Source organism: Hymenobacter bucti (genome assembly GCF_042681145.1).
Lineage (GTDB): Bacteria > Bacteroidota > Bacteroidia > Cytophagales > Hymenobacteraceae > Hymenobacter > Hymenobacter bucti.
In genome coordinates this window covers 561,440-583,929 of sequence record NZ_JBHUFD010000001.1, presented here as the reverse complement: position 1 = coordinate 583,929, position 22,490 = coordinate 561,440, and the positions used below count along the sequence as shown (strand labels likewise).

Here is a 22,490-nt window from a genome sequence, read left to right as displayed (position 1 = left end):
TAGTCTCGTTAGATGAGCACTTGATTAACGCTTGCTTATGAAACTACCTGCTTACCTCCTGCTGGCCGCTGGCCTGGCGGCTACCCCGGCCCTGGCTCAGCACCAAAACCACGCCATGCCCGGCATGGCCATGCCCGCCGACACCACCCGCCGCGCCGCCAGCAAAGGCCACGACATGAAAGGCATGCACATGCCCGCCGACAGTAGCCACGCCGGCCACCACATGGCCGGCATGGACATGGGCGAGATGAACATGAGCCACGCCTACTCGCGCAACCTGCCCATGAACCGCAACGGCTCGGGCACCGCCTGGCAACCCGACCAAACGCCCATGTATATGTGGATGCAGCACCAGGGCCCCTGGATGCTGATGTACCACGGCAGCGCCTTCGGCCGTTATACCAGCCAGAATTTCAACCACCGCGACGCCCGCGGCCACCGCCGCGCCGTGGACGGCCCCAACTGGGCCATGGTGATGGCCCAGCGCCAGGTAGGCCAGCGCGGCCTGCTCAACCTGAGCCTAATGATGAGCCTCGACCCGCTGACCGAGACGCGGGGCGGCTATCCGCTCTTGTTCCAGACCGGCGAGTCGTATAAGGGCCAGCCGCTCATCGACAAGCAGCACCCGCACGACCTGTTTTCGGGGCTGAGCGTGGCCTACACCTACGCCTTTTCGAAGGATGTGGACCTGACTGCTTACCTAGGCTACCCCGGCGAGCCGACCATTGGGCCCACGGCCTTCATGCACCGCATTTCGGCCATGCCCAACCCCGATGCGCCGCTCTCGCACCACTGGACCGATGCCACGCACATCACCTACGGCGTGGCCAGCCTGGGGCTGCGCTACAAGCAGTTTAAGCTGGAAGGCAGCAACTTTACGGGCCGCGAGCCCGACCAGTACCGTTACGATTTTGACCGCCCTAGGGCCGACTCCTGGGCCGCCCGCCTCAACTGGAACCCCACGGCGGAGCTGGCTCTGCAAGCAAGCCACGCCTTCATCAAAAGCCCCGAAGACCTACACCCCGACGAAAACGTGCGCCGCACCACGGCCTCGGTGCTGCACAGCCGCACCTGGGGCGACCATCAGTTCATCGCCTCTTCGCTGGTCTGGGGCCTCAACCAGGGCCACGGCGCGCACGCCGAGCACGCGGTGCTGGCCGAAACCAACCTCACGCTGGGCCGGCCCACCTTCTACGGCCGCTACGAGTGGGTGCAGAAGGACTCGGAGGAGCTGGAATACTACGTGCCCGGCCCCGCCGACGCGCCGCTGGACATGGTCTTCAACGTGCACGCGCTCACCCTAGGCAGCAGCTACCGCCTCACCAACCTAGGTGGCCCGCGCGGCCCCGAGCTGAGCGTGGGCGGCCAGATTACGGGATACGTCATTCCGGCCACGCTGCAAAACGACCAGCGCGGGCGCGGCTTTGGGCAGCAGCTGGGCTACGGCCGGCTGCCGCTCTCGGCCTCGGTCTACGTGCGCCTGAACGCCCCCTGGATGCGAGCGATGTAAAGCAAGTACCGTGGACCCTGCGGGTCCGCGCGTGGTGTAGTTGTCTGGTAGGCTACCCACGCGCGGACCCGCAGGGTCCACGGTACTTGCTTACTTACCCAGCCAGGTCCGCACATACTTGCCCTGCGGGTCGTAGCGGCGGGCCTGCTGGGCCACGTCGAAAGCAGTGTCGCGCACGTCGGTGCCGGTGCCGGCGATATATTTCCAGTTGCCCCAGTTTATGGCCGGGTCGTGGTCGCGCAGCTGGTGCTCAAACCAGGCCGCGCCCCAACGCCAGTCCTGGTGCAGGTCGTGGATGAGGTAGCTGGCCACGTTTTGGCGGCCCCGGTTGCTCATAAAGCCAGTGGCGGCCAGCTCGCGCATGTTGGCATCGACAAAGGCATTGCCAGTGCGGCCGGCGGCCCAGGCATCAAACACCGTGCGGTCGGGCTGCGTGGGCTTGGGCTGCTGGCCCCGCAGGCCGCGCCAGCGGAAGAAATCGGGCCCCGCTTTTTGGGCCAGCAAAATGAAATAATCGCGCCACAGCAGCTCCAGCCGCAGCTGCATGGCGCCCTTGCTGCGGGGGCCGTGGGCCTGGTCGTGAGCATCGATGGCCGCCCACACCTGGCGGGGCGAGAGGCTGCCATTGGCCAGCCAGGCCGAAAACTTGGTGCTGAAAGCCTCACCCAGCATCTGGTTGCGGGTGTCGTCGTAGCGGCCGATGAGGTGGCGCGCCACGGCGTAGTCGTGCAGCCGGGCCAGGGCCGCGGTTTCGCCGCCACCCTGGGTGGGCAGGGCGGTGCGGCGGTCGGGGGCGGGCGCGGCCGGGGCCGGCAGCCCTAGGTCGGCCGCCAGCTGCGCGGGGCTGGGCAAGCCGGCCAGCTCCAAGCCAGCGGGCAGCGGCGGCAGCTGCTGCGGCACCGGCCGCGGCGGGCACACCTGCATCTTATCAGCCACGCCAAAGCGGAATTTGCTGAACGAAAACGGCAAGTCGCGCAGCGCGATGGGCAGGTCGGCGGGGGCAAGCAGCGAGCGGGTCTCGAACAGCCGCAGCGGCACGGCGGCACCTAGGGCGGCGGCCACGGCAGCGGCGGCCGTTTCTTCCTCGGTGGTGTGCTCGGCGCTGGCCCACACGGCCTGGGCGCCGAATTGCCGCGCCAGGGCGGGCAGCACCTCGGCCGGCCGGCCCACCACGAAGTGCACGCCCGAGCCTAGGGCAGCGTAGTGGGCCTGCAAATCGGCCAGCGAATCTAGCAGGAACGGCAGCCGGTGCGGCCCCACTTTGGGCAGGCCTAGGTAGGTATCGGGGCCGAAGTAGTCGGGGTCGAAGCAGTACACCGGCAGTAGGGCGGCGGTGGCGGCGGGCAAGGCGGCCAGCACGGGGTTGTCGTGCAGGCGCAGGTCGTTGCGCAGCCAGTAAATAATGGGCATGAGGCAGGAAGAAGAACGGTAGTGTGGAGGTAACACGCAGCGGCGCCAACCTTCCCGGCGAAAGGCGCAGCGCCACCTCATCTTTACGACCTTTGGCTGACGTGTGGCTGGCTAGCAGGCTAAGCCCCGCGCGGTATTCTTCACTGCCTATGTTGTATCATGTCTACTTTCCCGACCCAGTATTCCACGCTTTCGGCCAGCGCGCTGGCCACCCACGTTAGTGCCGAGTACGGCTTGCCAGACCTGCGGGGGCGTTACCTATTGCGGGGCGTGAGCGATACTTACCTGCTCGAAAACGAGCGAGAAAAGTACATTCTGAAAGTATACCGGGCCGCGCACCGCTCCTCGGCCGAGATAGCCGGCGAGGTAGAGCTGCTCACGTATTTGCGGGCGCAGGGCACTCCGGTGGCGGCGCCGCTACCCGCCCGCAACGGCGCCTTTTTGCTACCCCTAGCGGCGGCCGAGGGCGAGCGTTTTGGCGTGCTGTTCACCTTCGCGCCGGGCCGGGTGGTTATGGACCTCAGCGATGCCCAGCTGCGCACCGTGGGCCGCGAAATGGCCCGGCTGCACGACCTCACCGCGGGCCTCACGCTGCGGCACCCGCGCCCTGGCTACGACCTAGAAAGCACCCTGCGCCAGCCACTACGCACGCTGGAACCCGCTTTCCGCGACTACCCCGAGGGGTATGCCGAGCTACAAGCGCTAGTGAACCAAGCCCTTGGCAAGCTGGAAAGCACTAATACGGCGGATTTCGGCTACGGCTACTGCCACTACGATTTCCTACCCAAAAACTTCCACTTCGACGCCGACGACCGGCTCACGTTTTTCGACTTTGACTTTGCTGGCCCCGGCTATCTGGTCAATGATGTGATGACCATTTTCGTGCATTTTTTCCTGCACCGCCTGCACCACAAAGTGTCGGCCGAAGAAGCCACGCGGGCCTTTGCCGTCTTCGTGGCTGGCTACCGCGAGGTGCGCCCACTCTCCGAAGCCGAGCTGGCCGCTATTCCATACCTAAGGGTGGGGTTTTGGCTTTTCTACTTCGAGTTTGCCTATCGCCACTTCGACGACTGGTCGAATACCTTCTTTGGCCCGCGCTACCTGCGCGAGCGCCTGGGCTGGATAAAGCAGTGGGCGGCGTGGTACAGCGACTTCAGCTAGCGCCTACCTCGGGGTCATTGCCCCTGCAAAAACTGTCCGCCAGGCACGTCAGCCCACAGCAGTAGGGCTTCCGAAAGTGGATTTACCTCAAGACCCACCAGCCGCACGCCGTAGCGCAGCTCGTCACCCTCCCGCACGTCGCGGCTGCCGAGGCTAATGACGCGTCGCAGCCGCTGTCGCCGAGTGCTATAGCATCGTTAGACACCCGGCGGGTACGAGGCTAGGTAGCTGTCCGGCTCCCGCTAGTAGCGCTCTTGGCCTTAGATGTTGTGGAGCCGGCATACAAGCAAATAGCACGAAGCTCCGCTTCGCGTTACGTCTAACGAGTCCGCCAAACGCAACGCGAAGCGGAGCTTCGCACTACTTTCAAAACAAGCTTTATACCAGCCCGTTGGCTACCAAATACTCGGCAATCTGCACGGCGTTGGTCGCCGCGCCTTTGCGCAGGTTATCGGCTACTATCCACATGTTGAGGGTGTTCGGCTGGGTTTCGTCGCGGCGCAGGCGGCCCACCAGCACGGCGTCGCGGCCGTGGCTGTCTTTGGGCATGGGGTAGATATTTTGGCCGGGCTCGTCTACGAGCTCCACGCCGGCGGTGTGGCGCAGCACGTCGCGCACGTCGGCCAGGTCAAAGTCCTGGGCAAACTCCACGTTCACCGACTCGGAGTGGCCGCCCATAACGGGCACACGCACACAGGTGGCGGTGACGCGAATGCTGTCGTCGCTCATGATTTTCTTGGTCTCGTTCACCATTTTGAGCTCCTCCTTGGTGTAGCCGTTGGGCTGAAACACGTCGATGTGGGGCAGCACGTTCAGGTCGATGGGGTGGGCGTAGGCGGGGTTGCTGGCGGTGTGGCCGGCGCGCTCCTCCATGAGCTGGTCCACGGCTTTTTTACCAGTGCCGGTCACGCTCTGGTAGGTGCTGATAACGAGGCGCTTGGCCTGGTATTTCTTGTGCAAGTCGTTGAGGGCCACCACCAGCTGAATAGTCGAGCAGTTGGGATTGGCGATGATTTTATCGTCTTTGGTCAGCTCGTGGGCGTTCACCTCGGGCACCACCAGCTTCTTGGTAGCATCCATACGCCAGGCCGACGAGTTATCGACCACCACCGTGCCGACCTCGGCAAACTGAGGCGCGAACTCGAGCGACACTCCGCCGCCGGCCGAGAAAATGGCAATGGCCGGCCGCGCCGCAATGGCGTCGGCCATGCTCACCACGGGGTAGTCTTTGCCCTGGAAATGAACCAGTTGGCCCACCGATTTGGCCGAAGCCACTGGCAGCAACTCAGTAACCGGAAACTGGCGCTCGGCGAGCACCTTCAGCATTTCGGTGCCCACCAGCCCGGTGGCACCCACAACGGCAATTTTCATGAGGGTAACAGTTAGTCAGCACGTTAATCGGTCGGCGGCGCGCCGGCCGGTGCGGGGCAAATGTCGGGATAAAAGTGGTTAGCTAGCGAGCCCACGGCCGCGGCAAGCTGCAGCAGGGATTTACGGACCTAGGTAACGCAAAATATTCGGCGGGCCGGCCAGCCAAAGTTGCCGATTACCCGTTGAGGTTTAGGAACAACGGCGCAGCACCCGCTTTTCTAACCCCTCTCTTCACCAAACCACTCCATCACTTATGGCCATCAACCCCAAGACCAAGGGCCTCGCCCACGTAGCCCTGCGCACCACCGATTTTGCCCGCGCCAAGGCGTTTTACCACGATTTGCTGGGTTTGCCGATTGCCCTCGAAACCCCCGAAATCCTGGGTTTTCTGGTCGGCTCTACGTTCATTGGCTTTAAGAAAGCCGAGCCTACCTACCCCGGCGGCGGCACCTTCACGCCCTTCAACGTGGGCCTCGACCACATCGCCATCGCATGCGAAGACGAAGCCGAGCTGCACCGCGTGGCCGACGCCCTGGAGGCGGCGGGCGTCGAAAACACCGGCGTCAAAACCGACACTGTTCAGCCCAAGAAGTACGTCGCTTTCAAAGACCCCGAACGTATTCAGTGGGAGTTTTACATGGTCTAAAGCGGCCCGCTCAATCAACAAATAAGAGAAGCACTGCCCCAGCCTAGTCCGCTGAGGCAGTGCTTCTTTTGTTGGCAGTAGCCAGCTTTTAGCCACCCGGCGCTATAGTTCAGCTTTTGCATGCTTATTTGGCGGAGGCTACCCTAGGTAGCTGCGTTTATGAAGCACCTACTACTCCTGTTATTACTACTGCCACTGGCCGCCGCCGCGCAGCTGGCCGAGACGTTTGCCGACGGTAATTTCACCCAAAACCCCACCTGGACCGGCGATGCCGCCGGCTTTGCCGTAGCCAGCCAGCAGCTGCAAAGCAACGGCCCGGCCACCACCGGCACCCAGCTGCAGCTCGTGACGCCCTGCCAGGCCAGCACCGGCACCACCTGGGAATTTTGGGCTAACCTGAAGCTGGCTACCTCATCCGGCAACCTCGCCGACGTGTGGCTGCTAGCCTCGCAGGCCGACCTCAAGAACCCGGTCACCAAAGGCTATTTCGTGCGCCTGGGCGGCACCGATGATGAGGTAAGCCTCTTTCGCAAGGACTCGGCTAAAGCAGCGTCGCTCCTCATCGACGGCCAAAACGGTACCCTAGGCACCACCAACAACGTGGTACGCGTGCGCGTAACCCGCTCGCTGCAAGGCCAGTGGAAGCTAGAGCGTGACCTAGGCGGCGGCCGCAACTTCGTGGCCGAGGCCAGTCAGCCCGTCGATAACACCCACCAGCGCAGCACCGTGGTAGGCGTGTCGCTGCTATACTCGGCGGCCAACAGCAAGAGCTTCTACTTTGATGATTTCAACGTGACGGACGCCACGGCGCCACTGCTAACGCGGGCCGCGCCGCTCGATGCGCGTACGGTTGAAGTAGTCTTCAACGAAGCCGTGGAGCCCAGCACGGCCGCGCAGCCGGCCCGCTACCGGCTAGCCACGGGCGCGGTGCCCGCCACCGCCCAGGTATCGGTTTTGAACCCGGCCGTAGTGCGGCTCACGTTTGGGCAGGATTTTGCGAGCACTAATACCCTAGAGGCAAGGCAAGTAGCTGACCTCTACGGCAACGTAGCCCCTGGCCCACTCACGGCCGCCTTTGGCGGCGTGCCAGTAGCGCCGCAGGTGGGCGAGCTGCTCATCACCGAGATTATGGCCGACGAAACGCCGGTGGTGGGCCTGCCGGCGTCGGAGTTTGTGGAGATTTACAACAACACCGCCGGCAAGCTACTGAGCCTGCGCGGCGTGCGGCTGCTGAAGCCCGGCGGCCCTGCCGCAGTGCTGCCCGATACCGCCCAGCTGCTGCCCGGCCAGTACGCGGTGGTGTGCGGCGCCACCCGCGCCGCGCAGTTCGCGCCCTATGGCAAAGTGTACGGCGTTAGCAACTTCCCTTCCCTCACCAACGCCGGCGACCAGCTGGTGCTGCGCGGGCGCACCGGCACCACCCTCTTCGAAGTAGCCTACACCGACGACTGGTACCGCGACCAGCGCAAGAAAAACGGCGGCTGGACCCTCGAAATGCGCGACCCCAGCGCCTACTGCGGCGCCGCCGAAAACTGGCTGGCCAGCCAAGATGCCAGCGGCGGCACTCCCGCCCGCCGCAACAGCGTGGCCGCCCCAGCCCCCGACCGCACGGCCCCTACCCTACTCCGCGCCACGGCGCTGACCGCCAGTACCGTGCGCCTGTATTTCGGGGAAAAGCTGGACAGCGCCTCGGCGGCCAGCCCGGCCCTGTACACCCTGCAAAGCAGCAGCGGCACCACCCTAGGTGTGCGCCAGGCCACGCCCGTAGGGCCCGACTTTCGGGCCGTGGATTTGTTGCTGAGCGTGGCCTTGCGGCCCAGCCAGCCGGCCACTGTGGCCGTGGCCCGCGTCACCGACTGCGTCGGCAATGCCAGCGGGGCGCTCACCTCAACCGGCCTGGCCCTGCCCGAGGCGGCCCAGCCGGGCGACCTGGTCTTCAACGAAATCCTGTTCAACCACCGCTCGGGCGGGGTGTATTTTGTGGAGCTGCTCAACCGCTCGGCGCGCTACCTCAACCTGCAAGGCTACCAGCTCGCTACGCAAAAAGCCAGCGGGCTTGGCACGTGCGTTATCAGCCCGGCGGCGCCTTACGTGCTGGCGCCGGGCCAGCTGGTGGCCCTCACCAGCGATGTCAATGTCTTGCAAACCCAGTACCCCACTAGCACCGATGCGGCGGCGCTGCTGGCCGTGGCGGGCTTCCCGGCCCTCGACAACAGTGCGGGTACCGTGTACCTCTACGATACGGGCAGCCAGGAGCTTGACCACTACGCCTACGACAAAAACCAGCAGCTTTCGCTACTAAGTACGCCGGCCGGCGTGAGCCTCGAGCGCATTCGGGCGGCGGGCCCGAGCCTAGCGAGCAACTTCCATTCGGCGGCCGGCGCAGCGGGCTACGCTACCCCCGGCCGGCCCAACTCCCAGGGCCAGGACGCCGCCGGGGGCAGCCAGGAGCTGACGCTAACGCCCGAGCTTTTCACGCCCGACGACGATGGCCAACAAGACTTTACGACTCTCAACTACCAGCTCGACCAGCCCGGCTACCTAGGCTCCGTGACGGTCTACGACGCCCTAGGGCGCCTCACGCGCCGCCTGCTGCGCAACGAGAGCCTGCCCACCACCGGCTTTGTGCAGTGGGATGGCACCGACGAGGCCGGCCACAAGGCGGCCGTGGGCTACTACCTGCTTTACATCGAGCTATTTAGGCCCAGCGGCGGCGAGCGGCGCGAGTACAAGAAAACGGTGGTGGTGGGCGCCCGGCTGTAGGGCCGCGGTGCAACTGTTGAGCTAGCGCAGCACTTACTGCTAAGCTTAGGTAGTACTTTTGTCTGATTTTTTTCAGTTAAAAGTTTTACATAAGTATTTGATGAAGCGCTATATACTAGCTATCGGCACCTTGCTGGGCCTGGCCGGGCCGCTGGCGGCCCAGCCGAGTGCTACCCCACCCGCTACCCCCGCTCCCGTGGGCACTACCGCGCTACCCATTGGCCACCACCGCGGCTCGGTTTACCTCAGCTGGGGCTACAACCGCGACTGGTACACCAAGTCGGATATCCGCTTTCGCAACACCACCACGGACGATTTCGACTTCACGTTTCACGACGCCATCGCGCACGACCACGCGAGCATGAGCGACTTCTGGAAGCCCAGCAACCTGACCGTGCCGCAGTACGATGCCACGATGGGCTACATGTTTGGCGACAAGCACGACCTAGGCATCGAGCTGGCCTGGAACCACCTCAAGTACGTGGTTGATGACAACCAGGTGATGCGGGCGGCGGGCCAGATTCGGGGCTTTCGCTTCGACCGCGACACGCTCGTGACGCCCGATTTTGTGCACTTGCAGCACACCAACGGCAACAACTACCTGATGGTGAACCTCGTGAAGCGCCAGCGCCTGCTCGTGGGCCGGCACCTGGCCCTGAGCGCCATCGGCAAGGTGGGCGGCGGCCCCATGATTACCTACACCATCGCGTCCATTTTTACTAGCCACTCCGAAGGGCCGTTTCGCTACGAAGGCTGGGTGGCCGGCGCCAGCGCGGGCCTGCGCTTCGAGATATTCCGGTATTTTTTCCTGCAATCCGATATGCAGGGCGCCTTTGCCAACTACACCAATTCGCGCATCGGCTACGACCGCCAAACGCTGGTGACCCACCACTTCGGCTCGGCCCAGCTCACCTACGCGCTCGGCTTCAACGTGCCGCTGTAAGTTTAGTGTTTAGTTATTAGTGGGTAGTTATCCAAAAGACGGCTGTCATGCTGAGCGAAGCGAAGCATCTCTACCGCACCGTTGAACGGTTTGGATGAATTGATAGAGAGGCTTCGTTCAGCATGACAGCCGTCTTCTGGATAACTACCCACTAATAACTAAATACTAAACGCTACGAATGCGCTACCGTGGCGGGGCGCTCTTGCGGGTACCACTGCGTGAGCATGTACACCACCAGAAACACGATGCCGGCTCCCACAAACAGGTTGCGGGCCGTGGCATTTTCGGCGAAGCCGAACAGCCAGGGCGAGGCAATAAACACCGGGCCACTCACCAGCTCTAGCTTGCCGTGCAGCCAAAACGGAATGGCTTTAAACAAGCCCAGGGGCATATTGGTCAGCAGGGAAATAACCAGGTAGCCGGCGGCCAGCAAGTAGCACACCGTGGCGTAGGCCCCGGTGAGGCCAAACAGGCTGGGCGCCGCCGCAAAAAACGCGCAGGTCATGTAGTCGATAATGCCGTGCACGGCGGGGGAAATGGGTTTCATAACAGGAAGGGATGAAGAGGGTAAAACGGCCCTAGGTACGGCCTGAACTGGGCAAGGATATAGCCCAGCTTGCCCTACAGCGCTGCTTTCCAATTCATTACCTCAACCCTATCAGCGGCCGCCTACCTCCTCACACCAAGCCCGCAAGGCGTTCGATGCCAGGCCCGAGCACCAGCTGGTCATCGGCCCCGAGCCAGTCGGCCAAAATACTGGCGTAGAGGCTGCGAAAATCGACCTGGTAGCGCAGGTCGCCCTGGTCGAGGTCGGCCAGGCTGGCGGGGGCGTTAAGCAGGCCGGGCTTGCGCAGGGCGCCGCTAAGCAAAAACACGTTGTTGGCGGTGCCGTGGTCGGTGCCGTTGCTGGCGTTTTGGGTCACGCGCCGCCCAAACTCGCTGAATACCATCACCAGCGTATTATCCCACTCGCCATTCTTTTGCAGGTCGGCGGCCAGCGCGGCCAGGCCATCGGAAAGCTCGCCCAGCAAGCGGCCCTGCTGCTCGTGCTGCCGCACGTGGGTATCGAAGCCGCTGAGGGCCAAGTAGTACACCCGCGACTCGACGCCAGAGGTAATCAGCTCGGCCGTGGTCTTGAGGTTGCGCCCTAGGTCGGTATTAGGGTAGGTGGCGGTGCTGGTATGAATCTTCGACTTGTCGTAGAGGTAGTCGGCCGACGACGCGGTTTCGGCCAGCGTTTTATACAGATAGTCAAGCTCGGAGGTGGCCGCGGCGGGCGCCGCTTCCTGGCTCAAGCGGCTGAGGTAGCGGCTTTGGGTGAGCTGGTGAAACTTACTGGGCGTCTTCACGGCCAAGCCTTTGCGCAGTTGGCCTTTGAGCGCTAGGCTGAGCGTGTCGTCTACCTCCAGCGCTTGGTACGGCAATTCGCAGCCCGCACAGTTGCTATCGAGATAGCGGCCGAGCCAGCCGGTGGTGAGCAATTGCTCCGAACCCGAGCCGGTTTGCCAGATATCCATTGAGCGGAAGTGCGAGCGGTCGGGGTTGGGATAGCCCACGGCGTTGAGTACGGCCAGCTGGCCCTGGTCGTAGAGACCTTTGAGGCCCGTCATTTTGGGGTGCAGCCCTAGGTCGTCGCTCAGCGGCAAAATACCGTCGGTTTCTTTCAAAGCCAGGCTAGGTCGGGCCTTGTAATACAAGTCGTTGCGATACGGGATAATGGTATTCAGCCCATCGTTGCCGCCGCTAAGCTGCACCACGATGAGGCGGCGCGCCTTACCCGTGGGGGCGTCGCGCAGCAGGGCGGCCAGCCGGGTTTCGGGCCGGTCGAGGGCGTGCAAAAATTTGGGCACCAGCAGCAGCGTGCTAGCCAAAGCGGATGATTGCAGAAAGCGGCGGCGTTGCATAATATGGTAGATTGTCTAATTAAAATTGTCCTTGCGAGCGCAGCGAAGCAATCGCACCCAAACGGCTCGTCCTGATGCGATTGCTTCGCTGCGCTCGCAAGGACAGCCGTTTTGACCAGTTAAGGCTCAAGAAAGCTGATACTCGGGTAAGCTCAACAAGCTGATGAGCATGGTGCGCAATTGCTCCTCCGGGGTGGCAGCTTTGGCGGCGGCCTGCTGCACCAGCGCCAGGTTTTCGGGCCGAATGGGGGCTTGCAGCAGGCAGCGGGCCAACTGCTGCGGCTGCTCGGCGGCGCTGGCGCTACCTAGGAGCTGCTGGAGCGCGGCCAGCGGCAAATGGGCGCCCACGGTGTTGCGCACGGTGCGCTCCTGGCCGGTGGTTTGGGGCGTAATGTCGTTTTCGTCGTCCTTGAGGCGCACCGCAAACTCGGCGTTTTTGAACAGGATGGCCGGCAGCTGCAAGCGTAGCAGCAGCGACGACGAGTCTATCCAGCTGCGGCCGCCGGGCCAGCCGGCCACGTTGGGCGGCATGAAGAGCGTTTGGCCCAGCGCCTTCTGGTAGCCCAGCAGCGGCTGCGCGTTATCAATCTGCACGCCTAGGGTGCGGCGCAGGCCAGCTATCAGCTCGACGGGCGACTTGATGCGCACGCCCACGTTGGCCGCATCGTAAAACCAATCGGCCGAAAACAGGCGCTCGGCCAAGTCGGTGATATCGTAATTGCTGCGGCGAAACGCCGCGGCCAGCGGCTCGATGTGCGCTGGCTGGGGCACGTCATTCACGAAAAAGCGGTAGAGCTTGGTGACCAAAAACGTGGCCACCGCCGGCTGCTGCAAGATGATAGTGAGCACGTCTTCGCCGCCTAGGTTGCCGCTGTGGCCCAGGAAGGTCTTGGGCCCGGCATCGTGCTGGCGCTCCCGAAACACGAAGTTGCTTTGCCCATCGTAGCTCCAGCCGGTGAAGGCGCGAGCGGCTTCCTTCACATCGGCTTCGGTGTAGTGGCCCCGGCCCAGGGTGAACAGCTCCATCACTTCGCGGGCGAAGTTTTCGTTGGGGTGTTCCTTCCTATTCTGCTGGTTATTGAGGAATTGCAGCATGGCCGGCTCGCGGCTCACGGCCAGCAGCAGGTCCGAAAACCGACCCAGAGCGTGCGCCCGAATGGTATTGAGCAGCGCCAGGCTATCGTCGGGGCGGCGCGTGCGGCAGGCAAAATGGCCGTGCCAGAACAGCGCCATTTTTTCGCGCAGCTGGCCGGGGCCGGTGGCCATGCGCGCCATCCAGGCAGTGCTCATGGCCACAAACGCCTCGCGGATGCCAGCATTTTGCTGCTTGCGCTGCTCGGGCGTGAGGTCGCGGCGGCGCAGCACAGGGGCGGCGAGCCGGCCCGCGGGCAGCGCCGCCGTGCGCGGGCTCAGCAGGGCCGGGGCATCAGCCAGCGGAGCCGCGGCTGGGGCGGGCGCGGCGGGCGGCACGGCCATCACGGCACCTAGGGGGTCGGCGTAGTGCAGGGCCGGGCCCTCGATGGGCACGCACGGCTCGGCCTCGCGCACGAGCTGGCGCAGGGCTTTGGCGGGGCTCAGGCCGGCGGCGATATCGGCGGGGCGCGGGCCAAAGCCGGCGCGCCAGTACAAGTGCTGAAGCTGCTGCTGCGAGTTCATGCCGGGTAGGATGAGGGGCGTGGCCAAAGGTTTAATTTACACCTTTCGCCCGCCTCGCTCCCGGCGGCCCTAGTAGCGCACCGTCAGGCCCACGAAGTACTCGCGCTGGGTGCGGCCATTGAGGGCAAAATGGGTGCCGGCATCGAGCTGGAAGTTGTCGGTCACGTTGAATGTCGGCGCCACGTTGAGCTGCGCGTGCCAGCGGTGCTGCTCGCTATTCCAGGGAAAAGCACCCTCCACGAGTAGGCCCAGCTTCTCGCCAAACTGCCGGTCGAGGGCCACCGACGGCATCACGCGCACGTAGCGCCGCGCCTCTTCGGGGTCGTAGTCGAGGTCGGTTTCGAGCTGGGCTTCCAGGTTATAAGTATCGCCGACCTCTAGGTTGACGGGCAGTACCACGCCGTACTCGGGGCGGGCGTTGCTGATGCCGCTGGCGCCGGTGGGCAGGCGCACAAAGCCAATGATGCTGGCGGCCAGCGGACTTTCCTGGTCATCGCCCAGGAAGTTGTGCTTGAGGCGCACGGCCACGTCGCCAAAGCCCCGCTGGCTCTCGTCCCAGTCGGTGGCGTCGGCGGGGCGCTGTTTTTGCGCCGCGTACAGGGGTAATTCTACCTGCAGGTCAGTTTTGCGGCTCAGCCCGAGCTTCACCAGCGCGTAGGCCACGTGCCAGGTGCGCTGCTGCGGGTCTTCCTCCGTACCGGGCTCGTTGATGAGGCGCCCTAGGTCGGTTTCGAGCTGAAAATGGCCGGCATCGACGGTAAAGGGGCTTTCGGTGGTGCCGGGGCGGTCGGGGCGCAGCGGGCGCAGGTGGTTGCGCGGCACGGGCTTGCGCCAGCTAAAGTGCGCCGAGTCGTAGGGGCTCGAAAACTTGGGGTGGTTATCGTCGTTGGCCTGAGCGCAGGCCACCAGCGGCCCGGCTGCCAGCAACGCAGTAAATAGGGTAGCCAATTGCTTCATGGGCGGCAATTACGCACTAATGTGCGCCAGTAGCCACCCAGGGCACCGGCGCCAGAATTAACTAGCGCGACGCTACCGCCAGCTTTCCGCATCAGTAATAAGAAGCTACGTGCCGCTACTTTTTCTTCGGGCTAGTTCAGGCTTACGGCTGCTCCCCAAACACGGCGCCTGCCAGGGCCAGCACCGCCCGGCGGGTGGCTTCGGGCTGCTCTAGGTAGGAAAGGTGGCCGCTGCCTTCCAGAAACAGGGCGGTGCCCACCGGGGCCAGCGCGGCCTGGGCCACCGAGTCGGCCAGGGGCACGGCCACGTCGTGCTTGCCGGCCACCAGCAGCACCGGGAAGCGGGCGGCGCGCAGCACGGCCGTGCGGTCGGGGCGGGCGGCCATGCCGCGCAGGCCACCCACCAGCGTACTTACGGGCGTGGCTTTGCCGATATCTTCGAGTAGGGCGCGGGCCTCGGGCAGACGGTCGCGGTTGGCGGGCGCGAAGAGCGGGCGCACGAAGCTTTCCATGAATTTATTCACGCCGTGGCGCTCCACGAAGCTGCTGTTTTTTTCGCGGGCCTGGCGCTTTTCGTCGGTGTCGGCGTAGGCGCTGGAGTTGATGAGGGCCAGGCCGGCCACGCGCTCGGGGTAGCGCTGGGCCAGCGCCAGGGCCACGTAGCCGCCCATGCTGTGGCCCACCAGCAGCACCGGCTCGGTGGCATTGCGGCGCCCTAGGTGGTCGATAACGTAGCGCGCCTGGGCCTCCATCGAGAAGTCGGGCACCGGGGCCAGGCTGGTGCCGTGGCCCAGCAGGTTGGGCGCCAGCAGGCGGTAAGTGTCGGGGAAAGACCGGGTAAATTCGGTCCAGACTTCGCGGCTTTCGGCAAAGCCATGCAGGAAAACGATGGTGGGCTGGGCAGTGGGCATGAGCGCAAAAGTAGCCACCTAGGCGCGGCGCAGCTAATAGCCGCAACCTTACGTCCTTATTACTAGTTGGCAGCAGTACGCCCATTCACTTCCCCATCCGGTTTTTTCTTTTCTTGTTCCTATGCGTTCTACCTATTCCCGCCTCTTGCTCGGCACGGCCGCCCTCGCGGGCAGCGCCCTGCTCTACGCCGGCCAAACCAACGTGCGCGTGGCGCCCGACCCCGACAACGCTGGCCTAAAGCTGCCCGCTGGCTTCGGCGCCCTCAAAGTGGCCGAAACCGGCGGCAAAGCCCGCCACATCGCCATCACGCCGCAGGGCGTTATCTACGTCAAGCTCAATAAGGTAAAGGATGGCAAAGGCATCCTGACGCTGCACAGCCAGCCCAACGGCAAGGCCACTGTCACGGGCGGCTTCGGCGACTACGGCGGCACGGGCATGTACGTGAAGAGCGGCTACCTCTACGCCTCCTCCGACCACGACGTGTACCGCTACAAGCTCGATGAGCGCGGCGAAATAGTAGACCCCGCCAAGGGCGAGCTACTGGTGCGCGGCCTCAAAGTAGGCAGCCAGCACGAGTCCAAGTCCATCGTGCTCGACAACGATAACAACCTGTACGTGAACGTGGGCGCCTACGCCAACGCCTGCCAGGAGCAGGACCGCACCCGCGGCTCGAAGGGTATGGCCAACTGCCCCATCCTGGACTCGGCGGGCGGCATCTGGCAGTTTAAATCCAGCCAGCTCAACCAGCGCTACGCCCAGGGCACGCGCTACGCCACCGGCCTACGCAACGTAGTGGGCCTCGACTGGAACCCGCAAGACAATCAGCTCTTTGTGATGCAGCACGGCCGCGACCAGCTGCACGACAACTGGCCCGCCCTCTACACCGATGCGCAGTCGGCCCTGCTGCCCGCCGAGTGCATGTTTGCCCTCACCAAAGGCGCCAACGCCGGCTGGCCCTACACCTACTACGACCCCCAGCGCAAGGAAGTGATGGCAGGCCCCGAGTACGGCGGCGATGGCAAAACGCCCGCCAAGGGCGACTATATCAAGCCCGCCGCCGCCTACCCCGCCCACATGGCGCCCAACGGCCTGCTGTTCTACACCGGCACCATGTTCCCGGCCAAATACCGCAACGGCGCCTTCATCGCCTTCCACGGCTCCTGGAACCGCGCCCCCGAGCCGCAGGCCGGCTACATGGTGGCCTTTCAGCCCTTCACCAATGGCAAGCCCAGCGGCCAGTGGGAGGTTTTTGCCGATAATTTCTCGGGCTCGGCCGAAAAGACTGCCTCGGGCCGCGCCGACCACCGCCCTTGCGGCCTCGCCCAGGGCCCCGACGGCTCGCTCTACGTCAGCGACGACTCGAAGGGCACCATCTACCGCATCGTGTACAACGCCAAGAAATGATTAGTAAGAAATTCCTCCTAGGTGTCCTCCTAGCCGGTGCAGGCCTCACGATGCAAGCCCAGCATCGCCCCGCTCCCAAAGCGAAGGCGAAGGCATCAGCCAAAACCGCCGCCGACCCCGCCCTGGCAGCCTCGCTCACGCGGGGCGCCGTGGTGTACAAAAACGTGTGCATCACCTGCCACCAGGCCGATGGCGGCGGCTTACCGCCTATCAACCCGCCGCTCATTAAAACCACCTACGTGCTCGGCGACAAGGCCAAACTGGCGCACATTGTGCTGGCTGGCCTGGCCGAGCCCATCGAAATCGACGGCGAGGACTACAAGCAGCACATGCCCGCCCAGGCCTACCTCACCGACCAGCAAATCGCCGACGTGCTCACCTACGTCCGCAATAACTTCGGCAACAAAGCCAGCGCCGTGCAGCTAGCCGAGGTAAAAGCCGTGCGCGCCACCCTGAAATAACCGCTACCTAGGTCCCTCACGCGGCGGTTCCGGCAACGGGGCTGCCGCGTGCTATTTAAGGGTAGGGAGAAGCGGCGCGTAGTATGCAGCACCGCTTACGCTCTGGTGAAGGGGATAGCGAACTGGAGCGGGCTACTCAGGCCAGCGCCGGCTTTGGCTCGGTACCGATTAGCTCGACTTGTTAAAAAGCACATCCAGGAACTCGGCAATTGCGTAAGGTTTCCTTCATGCGCACGATTTCAATTACTTACAAAATGAGTTTACTAGCTGGATTTTTACTGCTGGCTGCTTGCTCCTCCCCTGAACAGCAAATTGGCGTACAGACCCAGACGGTAGATACGAGCGTGCTTTACACCCGGCGGCGCGTGGTGTTGCCCGACTTACCGCAGCGGGGCCGCATCCTCGACCGCCGCGATTCGGTGCTGGTGGCCACGCGCCCCCAGTACCTGCTGAAGCTACCCCGCCGCCCACCCCTCGACACCTTGGCGCTAGGCCAGCTCCTGGGCTGGGGACCTAGGACCCTGCAGCAGCGCATTACCGCGGCCCTACCCTACGAAGAAGCGGCCGCTGGCTACCCGGTCCAGCTCAGCCTCACCAAGGCCGAAGCCGAGCGGGTGCGCCGCCATAGCAAAGAATGGCCCGCGCTAACCCTGACCCAGGGCCGCCAGCGCGCCTACACTACTAGCGTAGGCGCGTCCGTGCTGGGCTACATGGGGGCGGAGGCGCAGGCTTTCTTCAGCCAGGCCAAACGCTACCGGCGCGGCCGCTTTTACCAGTTGCGCAACGGCGGCATCGAAGGCTACTACAACGGCCTGCTCAGCGGGCACCGGGGCGCTCAGCACCCGTTGGTGGATGCGCAGGGCCAGGAACACGGCAAGTGGGCGCCCGACACTGCCTTTCAGCAAGGCCAAGACCTGCACCTAACCCTCGACCTGCCACTACAGGCCTACGCCGAAAAACTCCTAGGTCGCCGCAAGGGCTACCTGGTTGCTATAGACCCGCGCACCGGCGAAATCCTGAGCTTCGTGTCAGCGCCCGTATACAAGACGGGCATCATTACCGCGCCCGACCAAGCGGCCGCCCGGGCCAAGCTATTGTATCACGAAGACATGCCGCTGCTAAACCGGCCGGCGATGCTGGCCAATCCGCCCGGCTCGGTATTTAAACTGGTGAATGCCGCGGTGGCGTTGCAGTTGGGCGCCATCAGTCCGGCTACCTCGTTTCGTTGCGACCAGTCGCTCATCAGCTGTGTGCACCGCCACCCACCGGCCAATAGTCTAGCGGCGGGCCTGAAGTATAGCTGTAATCCCTATTTCTACCAGGTGATGCGGAATCTTATCGACCACGTGCCCGATAGCCTTGCCCTGGACTCTGCGGCCGCCCCACACGCCCGCCATGCCAACCTAGCGCTCTGGCGCCGCTACGCCCGGTCGTTTGGTTTAGATTCGGTGCTGGGCGTAGACATTCCGCGCGAAGCGCCTGGCTTTCTACCCACCCCGGCTTACTACGACAAAGCGCGCGGCACGCCCAACTGGACGTATCGCTCCGTTTACTCGCTCAGCATCGGGCAGGGCGAGATTAACCTCACGGGCCTGCAAATGGCTAATATGGTGGCCATCGTGGCCAACCGGGGCTGGTACTACACGCCCCATCTGGTGCGCAGCGTGGGGGCCGGCGGGCCGCTGCCGCGCTTCACCGAAAAGCATTATACCCTTGTTGACAGCGTAAACTTTGCGGCGCTGGTGCCTGGCATGGTGGCCGTAATGCAGCGCGGCGGCACCGCCGAAGCCGCCAGCCTGGCCGATGTGGGCATCACGGTAGCGGGCAAAACCGGCACCGTAGAAAACGATGAAGGCGATGACCACGCCGCGTTCGTGGGCTTCGCCCCCGCCGATAATCCTCGGATAGCGGTGGCGGTTTACATCGAGAATGGCGGCTTTGGCGCCACCGCCGCCGCGCCCTGCGCCGTACTGGTAATGGAGAAGTACTTGCGCGGCAGCATTGCGCCCCGCCGCAAGCGTTGGGAGGCGCGGGTTCAGCGCCGGGCCCAGCACGGGTATTAAACAGCGGCTGGCGCGGGGTTCGGGGCCGGCCTGAATGGCCGTATTTTTGGGCCTCCCCTACCCTGCCCAGCGCGTATGCAATTGCTTTATCTGGTGTTTGGTACCAACATCCAGAACCACTTTCAGGCGCACTTTTCCATCCTCACGTTTTTGCGGCAGGGGCAGGGCGAGCTGCGCTTTACTACGGTACTCGCTTCTGGAGCGAACTATTTATTGCCCTAGGGCGGGCATGCGCCACCGGCGCCCCACCAGCTTGAGCAGCGTGCGGCGCCAACCAGGCAGCGCCCGGTAGCGCATTTCAGACTTGTGCAAACCGGCCAAATCCAGCGCCTCCGCCTTTTCATAAAACGCTTGGAGCGAGTGCGGGGCGTACTGCTCGAAAACGTGCGTGAGTAGCGGGCGGGCGGCTTTTAGGTTCCAGTAGTGCAGCACGTAGGGAGCGGCCTCGGCGATGGCCCCGGCCTGCCCAAACCACATGCTGAAGGCCAGTTGCTCCATCATGTGCTTGTCGTAGGCGGCGTACAGCTCGTCGGCCAGCGCCACCACACCCGGCAGCTGCGCCGCCAGCCCCGACGATAGGCCCAGCACCCCGGAATTGTAAAGCACCGTGGCGCTGTCAATCGCAAACTCGCGCTGGCCTACTTTAAAAATCTGGCCCCGCAGGCGACGGAATATCTTGCGGCTTAGCTCGTTGCCAGTCGCCAGCCGGCCCTCGCTGACGTGCATTACGAACTGGCCGCGCTCGATTTGGGCGAACAGGGGCGCCGGGTCGGCCTGCCAGATGGTATCGGTATCCACAAAAAGCAAGTTGCCGGGGTAGTGCTGCGCGGCGTGGGTCAAGACCCCGATTTTTAGCAGGTACACTTTGTTGCTGCTGCCGCGCCAGCTGTACCATTCGGCGGGGGTCACGGCGGGGTAGTGCACGGCGGGCCGCTCGCCCAGCACCTGCCGGAAGGCGGCCGGTGCATCGGTGTAGATGAGCACCTGCGCCGCGGGCCGGGCCACCCGGTAGTAGGAAAGCAGGCTGTAGACGGCCTCCGCGTGCAAGGCTGCCGAGCCGTAGGCCAGGTAAATCAGAGAGCAGGGGGCGGCGGGCATGGGAGGGCTGAGCTAAAACGTGGGCTACTGGTTCGGGGCGCAAGTTCAGGCTAATCTCTTTTCTTCGTGCCACCGTAGCGCCGGCGTAGCTTGGCCCGGGCCCGGCCGCGCCGGTTTTTTCATTTGCGCCAGCCGCTCGCTGGCCGCCTTGCGCTTCTTCATGTCGCTACCCCGCATTATTCTTGATTGTGAAGCCCTGAAGGACCGCGATAGTGGCTTCAGCCACTTTGTGGTGCCGCTGGCCCACGAGCTCATTCGCCAAAACCAGCGCTACCAGCTCTACTGCTACGTGCCGCCCGCCGAGGTGGGTGGTCTAGGCCGCACGGGCGTGCGCTACCTCACGCAGCGCAGCTTTCACAAGTATTTCAACCCACCAAGCTACGGCTTTCGGCTCTGGCACGCCACCTCGCAACTGAGCTGGTACGTGCCCACCAGTCCCTTTACCAAGGTGGTGCTGACGGTGCACGACCTCAATTTTCTGCACCAGCGCCCCGATGAGCGCACCTACACCCGGCAGCTGGCCATGGTACGCCGTAACATCAAACGGGCTGATTACCTGGTCACTATCTCCGATTTTGTGCGCCAGGATATCCTGCGCCACGCCGACCTGCTGGGCTACACCGGCCGCCAGCCGCTGCGCTACGTGCCGCGGGGGGTAGAGGCGCTACCGGCGCTGCCCGCCGGCCACGCGCCGGCCTACGTGCCCCGGCGGCCTTTTCTGTTCGCCCTAGGTACCGTCAACCCCAAGAAGAACTTTCACGTGCTACCGCCCCTGCTGCAAGGCAATGAGTACGAGCTTATTATTGCGGGCAGCTTCACGGAGGGCGATTACGTGGCGGCCATTCGGGCGGCGGCCGAGCAGGCGGGCGTGGCCGACCGGGTGCGGGTGCTCATCCGCATCAGCGAGGCCGACAAGGCCTGGTATATCGGCCAGTGCCTGGCTTACTTGCAGCCCTCGCTGGCCGAGGGCTTTGGCCTGCCGGTAGTGGAGGCCATGCAACTGGGCAAGCCCGCCTTCTTGAGTCGCCTCACGTCGCTGCCCGAGGTGGGCAGGGCGGCGGCGTATTATTTCGATGATTTTGCCCCGGCCCACATGCAGCAGGTGCTGGCGGCGGGCCTGGCCCGGCACTCGCCCGCACGAGCGGCAGCGGCCCAGGCCCAGGCCGGGCAATTTAGCTGGCAGCAGGCCGCCCACGGTTACCTGGCCGTGTACCAGGAGCTGCTCGGCCGCTAGGCTGGCCGCGCCAGTACTGCGTATACTCGTTCTCTGCCTTTACTCCACTATCTCTACCAGATGGCTACTCCCGAATTTCGCCGCGTTTTTCAGGTTATTGATGGCAACAAGAAGCTCGTCGGCGACGGCTTCGACGTGACCAGCCCCATGCCGGGGCCGCGCATCCGGCAGCTGAGTCCGTACCTGCTCATCGACCACATTGGGCCGATGCAGATTGCGCCCACCGACACGCCCCTGGGCTCGCCGCCGCACCCGCACCGCGGCTTCGAAACCGTGACGGTGGTCTACGATGGCTACCTGGCCCACCGCGACACGGCCGGCCACGACGGCACCATCGGCCCCGGCGATGTGCAATGGATGACCGCCGGCGCCGGCCTGCGCCACGCCGAGATGTACGACCGCGACTTTGCCCAACGCGGGGGCAAGCTGGAGCTGCTGCAGCTTTGGGTAAACATGCCCAAGGCCGACAAGCTAGTACCGCCCAAATACCAGGAGCTGCGCGCCGCCAGCATCCCCAATGTGCCGGTGCCGGGCGGCAAAGGCGTTATTCGCGTCATTGCGGGCAGCTACGTCGGGGCTACCGGCCCGGCCAGCACCTTTTCGCCGATGACGCTGCTGGACCTGCACCTAGCCGCCGGCGACGACTTTACCCTCACTCTACCCGCCGCCTATAACGTGGGCCTTTATGTAGCGAGCGGTGCGATTTTAGTGAATGGCGACCGCCCCGCCAAGACGCAGCAGCTGGTGGTGCTGGGTTGGAACTCGGCCGACGTGCAACTCACGGCCACCGACGACAGCCTTGTGCTAGTGCTGGCCGGCGCGCCCATCGAGGAGCCGCTGGCCACCTACGGACCCTTCGTGATGAATACCAACGAGGAGCTGATGGCCGCCATCGCCGATTTTGAAAGCGGCAACATGGGCAAGTTTCCCGAGGACGAGTAATGCGGTACTAAGCCGCATAACGTACGGTTTTTTGCTCAGACCCTAGCCCCACGGCT

19 protein-coding genes are annotated in these 22,490 nt (G+C 64.0%); 11 read left to right on the top strand and 8 right to left on the bottom strand.

Translation table 11 applies throughout. The annotated features are described in order from the left end of the window. Positions 1 to 37: 37 nt before the first annotated feature. Positions 38 to 1,510, top strand: a complete 1,473-nt coding sequence (locus tag ACFSDX_RS02295) for a hypothetical protein (protein ID WP_382311584.1) — start codon at positions 38 to 40, stop codon at positions 1,508 to 1,510. Between the two features lie 90 nt (positions 1,511 to 1,600). On the opposite strand, the gene ACFSDX_RS02290 is transcribed toward ACFSDX_RS02295, so the two are convergent. After that, complete coding sequence (locus ACFSDX_RS02290; protein ID WP_382311583.1) at positions 1,601 to 2,920, bottom strand: DASH family cryptochrome; 1,320 nt, start codon at positions 2,918 to 2,920, stop codon at positions 1,601 to 1,603. Positions 2,921 to 3,079: 159 nt separating this feature from the next. Here ACFSDX_RS02290 and ACFSDX_RS02285 point away from each other — a divergent pair, with 159 nt between their 5' ends. Further along, entirely contained in the window at positions 3,080 to 4,081 is a 1,002-nt protein-coding gene (locus tag ACFSDX_RS02285; protein WP_382311582.1) for a phosphotransferase enzyme family protein, read from the top strand. 378 nt (positions 4,082 to 4,459) lie between these two features. On the opposite strand, the gene ACFSDX_RS02280 is transcribed toward ACFSDX_RS02285, so the two are convergent. Beyond that, positions 4,460 to 5,452 carry an aspartate-semialdehyde dehydrogenase gene (locus tag ACFSDX_RS02280; RefSeq protein WP_382311581.1) on the bottom strand — a complete coding sequence of 331 codons (993 nt, stop codon included), beginning with the start codon at positions 5,450 to 5,452 and terminating at the stop codon, positions 4,460 to 4,462. Positions 5,453 to 5,705: 253 nt separating this feature from the next. On the opposite strand from ACFSDX_RS02280, the gene ACFSDX_RS02275 reads away from it, so the two are divergent. The 3 genes from ACFSDX_RS02275 (at position 5,706) to ACFSDX_RS02265 (ending at position 9,804) form a co-directional block, all read left to right on the top strand. Beyond that, a complete protein-coding gene (locus ACFSDX_RS02275; protein ID WP_382311580.1) occupies positions 5,706 to 6,098 on the top strand; it encodes a VOC family protein in 393 nt (130 codons plus the stop codon). Between the two features lie 159 nt (positions 6,099 to 6,257). Next, on the top strand, positions 6,258 to 8,861 hold the full coding sequence (locus tag ACFSDX_RS02270; protein ID WP_382311579.1) for a lamin tail domain-containing protein: 2,604 nt from the start codon (positions 6,258 to 6,260) through the stop codon (positions 8,859 to 8,861). A 100-nt stretch (positions 8,862 to 8,961) separates the two neighbouring features. Next, on the top strand, positions 8,962 to 9,804 hold the full coding sequence (locus tag ACFSDX_RS02265; RefSeq protein ID WP_382311578.1) for a hypothetical protein: 843 nt from the start codon (positions 8,962 to 8,964) through the stop codon (positions 9,802 to 9,804). A 172-nt stretch (positions 9,805 to 9,976) separates the two neighbouring features. Here the strand turns inward: ACFSDX_RS02265 and ACFSDX_RS02260 are convergent, their stop codons facing one another. The 5 genes from ACFSDX_RS02260 to ACFSDX_RS02240 all read right to left on the bottom strand — a co-directional run bounded on the left by ACFSDX_RS02260 (position 9,977) and on the right by ACFSDX_RS02240 (position 15,231). After that, the gene (locus ACFSDX_RS02260; protein WP_382311577.1) at positions 9,977 to 10,351 is read right to left on the bottom strand and encodes an SPW repeat domain-containing protein; all 375 of its coding nucleotides are present in this window, start codon (positions 10,349 to 10,351) and stop codon (positions 9,977 to 9,979) included. Positions 10,352 to 10,481: 130 nt separating this feature from the next. Next, positions 10,482 to 11,708, bottom strand: a complete 1,227-nt coding sequence (locus ACFSDX_RS02255; RefSeq protein ID WP_382311576.1) for a DUF1501 domain-containing protein — start codon at positions 11,706 to 11,708, stop codon at positions 10,482 to 10,484. Between the two features lie 126 nt (positions 11,709 to 11,834). After that, complete coding sequence (locus tag ACFSDX_RS02250) at positions 11,835 to 13,391, bottom strand: DUF1800 domain-containing protein (protein ID WP_382311575.1); 1,557 nt, start codon at positions 13,389 to 13,391, stop codon at positions 11,835 to 11,837. A 42-nt stretch (positions 13,392 to 13,433) separates the two neighbouring features. After that, positions 13,434 to 14,321, bottom strand: a complete 888-nt coding sequence (locus tag ACFSDX_RS02245) for a transporter (protein ID WP_382311574.1) — start codon at positions 14,319 to 14,321, stop codon at positions 13,434 to 13,436. Positions 14,322 to 14,463: 142 nt separating this feature from the next. After that, complete coding sequence (locus ACFSDX_RS02240; protein ID WP_382311573.1) at positions 14,464 to 15,231, bottom strand: alpha/beta fold hydrolase; 768 nt, start codon at positions 15,229 to 15,231, stop codon at positions 14,464 to 14,466. A 121-nt stretch (positions 15,232 to 15,352) separates the two neighbouring features. Here ACFSDX_RS02240 and ACFSDX_RS02235 point away from each other — a divergent pair, with 121 nt between their 5' ends. The 4 genes from ACFSDX_RS02235 (at position 15,353) to ACFSDX_RS02220 (ending at position 19,382) form a co-directional block, all read left to right on the top strand. Beyond that, positions 15,353 to 16,636, top strand: coding sequence for a PQQ-dependent sugar dehydrogenase (locus ACFSDX_RS02235; protein WP_382311572.1), 1,284 nt, complete (start codon positions 15,353 to 15,355; stop codon positions 16,634 to 16,636). Continuing rightward, the gene (locus ACFSDX_RS02230) at positions 16,633 to 17,097 is read left to right on the top strand and encodes a c-type cytochrome (protein WP_382311571.1); all 465 of its coding nucleotides are present in this window, start codon (positions 16,633 to 16,635) and stop codon (positions 17,095 to 17,097) included. The genes ACFSDX_RS02235 and ACFSDX_RS02230 overlap by 4 nt, the downstream gene beginning before the upstream one ends. A gap of 254 nt (positions 17,098 to 17,351) precedes the next feature. Further along, positions 17,352 to 19,160, top strand: a complete 1,809-nt coding sequence (locus ACFSDX_RS02225; RefSeq protein ID WP_382311570.1) for a peptidoglycan D,D-transpeptidase FtsI family protein — start codon at positions 17,352 to 17,354, stop codon at positions 19,158 to 19,160. Positions 19,161 to 19,235: 75 nt separating this feature from the next. After that, positions 19,236 to 19,382 (top strand): hypothetical protein, encoded by a 147-nt coding sequence (locus ACFSDX_RS02220; protein WP_382311569.1) that lies wholly within the window; start codon positions 19,236 to 19,238, stop codon positions 19,380 to 19,382. Here the strand turns inward: ACFSDX_RS02220 and ACFSDX_RS02215 are convergent. After that, a complete protein-coding gene (locus ACFSDX_RS02215) occupies positions 19,371 to 20,258 on the bottom strand; it encodes a hypothetical protein (RefSeq protein WP_382311568.1) in 888 nt (295 codons plus the stop codon). The two genes, ACFSDX_RS02220 and ACFSDX_RS02215, sit on opposite strands and share 12 nt — an antisense overlap. A 160-nt stretch (positions 20,259 to 20,418) precedes the next feature. Between ACFSDX_RS02215 and ACFSDX_RS02210 the strand changes: the two genes are divergently transcribed. After that, positions 20,419 to 21,492 carry a glycosyltransferase family 4 protein gene (locus ACFSDX_RS02210; protein WP_382311567.1) on the top strand — a complete coding sequence of 358 codons (1,074 nt, stop codon included), beginning with the start codon at positions 20,419 to 20,421 and terminating at the stop codon, positions 21,490 to 21,492. Between the two features lie 60 nt (positions 21,493 to 21,552). Then, complete coding sequence (locus ACFSDX_RS02205; RefSeq protein WP_382311566.1) at positions 21,553 to 22,434, top strand: pirin family protein; 882 nt, start codon at positions 21,553 to 21,555, stop codon at positions 22,432 to 22,434. The last annotated feature ends 56 nt before the right edge of the window (positions 22,435 to 22,490 follow it).